This window comes from Verrucomicrobiia bacterium (assembly GCA_035460805.1).
Taxonomy (GTDB): Bacteria; Patescibacteriota; UBA1384; order CAILIB01; family CAILIB01; genus DATHWI01.
Genome location: DATHWI010000107.1, coordinates 1 through 2821, shown reverse-complemented (window position 1 = coordinate 2821; position 2821 = coordinate 1). Strand labels below are relative to the sequence as shown.

The 2821-nt window shown below is 51.9% G+C and carries 3 protein-coding genes; 2 read left to right on the top strand and 1 reads right to left on the bottom strand.

The window, feature by feature from the left end:
• Positions 1 to 283 precede the first annotated feature (283 nt).
• Positions 284 to 1768: a ribonuclease Y gene (gene rny / locus VLA04_04425; GenBank protein ID HSI20913.1), complete on the top strand. Its 1485-nt coding sequence runs from the start codon at positions 284 to 286 to the stop codon at positions 1766 to 1768.
• 43 nt (positions 1769 to 1811) lie between these two features.
• Here the strand turns inward: rny and VLA04_04420 are convergent, their stop codons facing one another.
• Positions 1812 to 2033 (bottom strand): hypothetical protein, encoded by a 222-nt coding sequence (locus VLA04_04420; protein ID HSI20912.1) that lies wholly within the window; start codon positions 2031 to 2033, stop codon positions 1812 to 1814.
• Positions 2034 to 2355: 322 nt separating this feature from the next.
• Here VLA04_04420 and VLA04_04415 point away from each other — a divergent pair.
• The coding region (locus VLA04_04415) for a YmdB family metallophosphoesterase (GenBank protein HSI20911.1) at positions 2356 to 2821 on the top strand (466 nt) is incomplete at its 3' end.

Here is a 2821-nt window from a genome sequence, read left to right as displayed (position 1 = left end):
TGAGGGGTAACGACGAATGCGAAGCATTCGGAGTATGCCCCAGAAACCGGTTTGACGTTTTTAGGCGACCACCCATTTATACCTGATCCCTTCAACCTGGTCAATTGCAGAAATCCGCACCGCCCGCTATGATGAGGCCATTCTGACCCTCTGATAATTATTGCCTTACTACGAATCACTTTTAATGAGATTATCCCACCGAGAATTATTCGAATTTTCTGGTTAAACCCATTCTCCGTACGGAATGGTCTCTTAGGTGTGACGTGATGGGCTGAAAGGCTGCATGGAAAGTATTGTATTGCTAGTTGGCATTATTGCCGGCTTGGCGAGTGGTTTCCTCGTGAGCGAACGGCGTGTGAGTACAAAGAGCAAGGGCGCCGAAAAGGAAGCTGAGAAAATCGTCAAAAAGGCTCAAGACGAAGCTGAAAAGCGTCGTTCCGACCTCCTCAAAGAAGCGGAAGAGCGCCAAGAATTCCTTCGTGATTTAGAGAAATCCCTCAAAAATCGGGAAGAGAGCCTCAATAAGCGTGGTATCGAAATGGACAGGCTCCGTGTGGAATGGGAGCAAAAGAACGCCGAGCTTGTACAGATCAAGGAGGCAGTGCGTGAAATCCGTGAGAAGCAAGAAGCTTCCCTGGAGCGCATCGGCAAAATGACCAAGGACGAGGCCAAGCAGGCGCTCATGAATTTGGTCGAAAAGAGCCAGAAAGATGACCTTCTTCGTAAGATGAAGGCGCTTGATGACGAGACGGACAGTGCCGTTGATGCAGAAGCGCGGAAGCGCCTAGCTACTGTCCTTGCTCGCATTTCTTCTGACGTTACAGCGGAAAACACCGTATTCGCGGTGACCATCCCGAGCGATGAAATGAAGGGCCGCCTGATTGGTAAGGAAGGCCGCAACATTATGGCATTTGAAAAGGCCACTGGTGTTGACCTCCTCATTGATGACAGTCCTGACACTGTTCTGGTTAGCTCCTTTGACCCAGTCCGCCGTGAAATTGGCCGTCTGGCCCTATCACAGCTCATTAAGGACGGCCGTATTCAGCCTGCCCGCATTGAGGAAGTGGTGAAAAAGGCTGAAGAAGAAGTGAGTGTGCAGATCCGCAAAGCCGGTGAAGCCGCAGTTCTTGAAGCCAAGGTGAGTGGCTTGCCTAAGGAGATTGTCCGGATCCTAGGTCAGCTTAAGTACCGCACCTCATACGGGCAGAACATGCTTGCCCACTCAATTGAGGTGTCTAAAATTGCCGGCCTCATTGCCGAAGAGCTGGGTGCAAATGTGAACGTTGCCCGTACAGCCGGTCTTCTCCATGACCTTGGAAAAGCACTGGATCATGACATTAAGGCGCCACACCACCACATTTCCGCCGACCTTGCGCGCAAGTACAAGCTGTCTGAGGATATCGTCCACGCCATCATTGCCCACCACGACGATGTAGATGCAGAAACTACCGAAGCGTGGATCATCCGTACTGCAGATGCCATTTCCGGCGCCCGCCCAGGTGCCCGCCGTGGCTCCTACGAGGAGTACGTGGAGCGGTTGCGGGAGCTGGAGAATGTGGCCAACGCCTTTCCCGGCGTGGACAAGTCATTTGCCATCCAGGCAGGGCGTGAAGTCCGCGTCTTTGTCCGTCCTAACGAGATAGATGATCTTGAGGCAGCTAAACTTGCTAAAGAGATTGCTGCCAAAGTTGAGGCTGAACTGACCTACCCAGGCCAGGTGAGGGTAAATGTGATTAGGGAAACGCGCCACCAAGCGTTTGCTAGCTAAAAGAAAAGGCCGCCCACTGGGGCGGCTTTTTAAAAACCCGGAACTACCACCACCAACGACTGTTTTTCCGGGCATGCATGGGGATGAAGATGTCTAGGAAAAGCCAGGCGGCAGTGACTGCTACGAGAGGCGCGAATTGCTTCTCGGCAAGGCACCATACCATTGCGAAGGCATACAGCACGGGCAGAAGAATTCCTAAGCCATACCGATGGAGCGGCTTGAAGCACTCCACAAATAACCAGTAACCTTTTTGGGAAGTATCCATAACACGGTGAATCTAACAGATACTGGTGGGATGTGAAATGGTAAAAGAAAAGGCCGCCCACTGGGCGGCTTTTTTAATCGAAATTCATAAGGCTGATGCCTGTATGACACCTGCCCTTAGGACAGGGTTCCCCACCCTTGGTGGTATGGGGGATGAAATAAAAATGCTCCACCATGTAGTTGCCCAGTTGTACGGGCACTGTTTGCCCGCAGGCGGGGCAAACAAGTTCTTTAAGGGGAGTTGTCTGGGTTTTATCCGGCGCCGTTCCTTGCATCACTCCCTGAATCTATCAGGGAGCTACTTTTTTCGCTAGAGTGTCTGTATGGAAATCCGAGTACTCTATTTTGGCGATATCGTTGGTGAGCCCGGCCGCGAGGCGGTGGAAGAAATCCTCCCTAGTCTCAGGGAAGAGTTTCAACCTGACGTTGTCTTTGCAAACGCGGAAAACGCCACTCATGGGAAAGGGGTAAGCTATGCGCACTACAAAGAGCTCCTCGCTTTGGGGATTGATGCTTTTTCTACCGGTGACCATATTTGGCAATCCGTGGACATCGCCCAGGAAATGGAGCGCCCAGACCTTATGCTTATTCGGCCTGCAAACTATGCAGGAACGCCCGGCAAAGGCTTTTTGGACTTAGTTATCAAGGGGAAGCGGATTCGTCTTATTAACCTACTTGGGCGCGTTTTTACGGGCGCCAACGTAGACAACCCATTCTTGGAGTTGGACAAGATCCTAGCCGAGCCCGGCTATGACCATGCCATTGTGGACTTCCACGCAGAGGCTACCA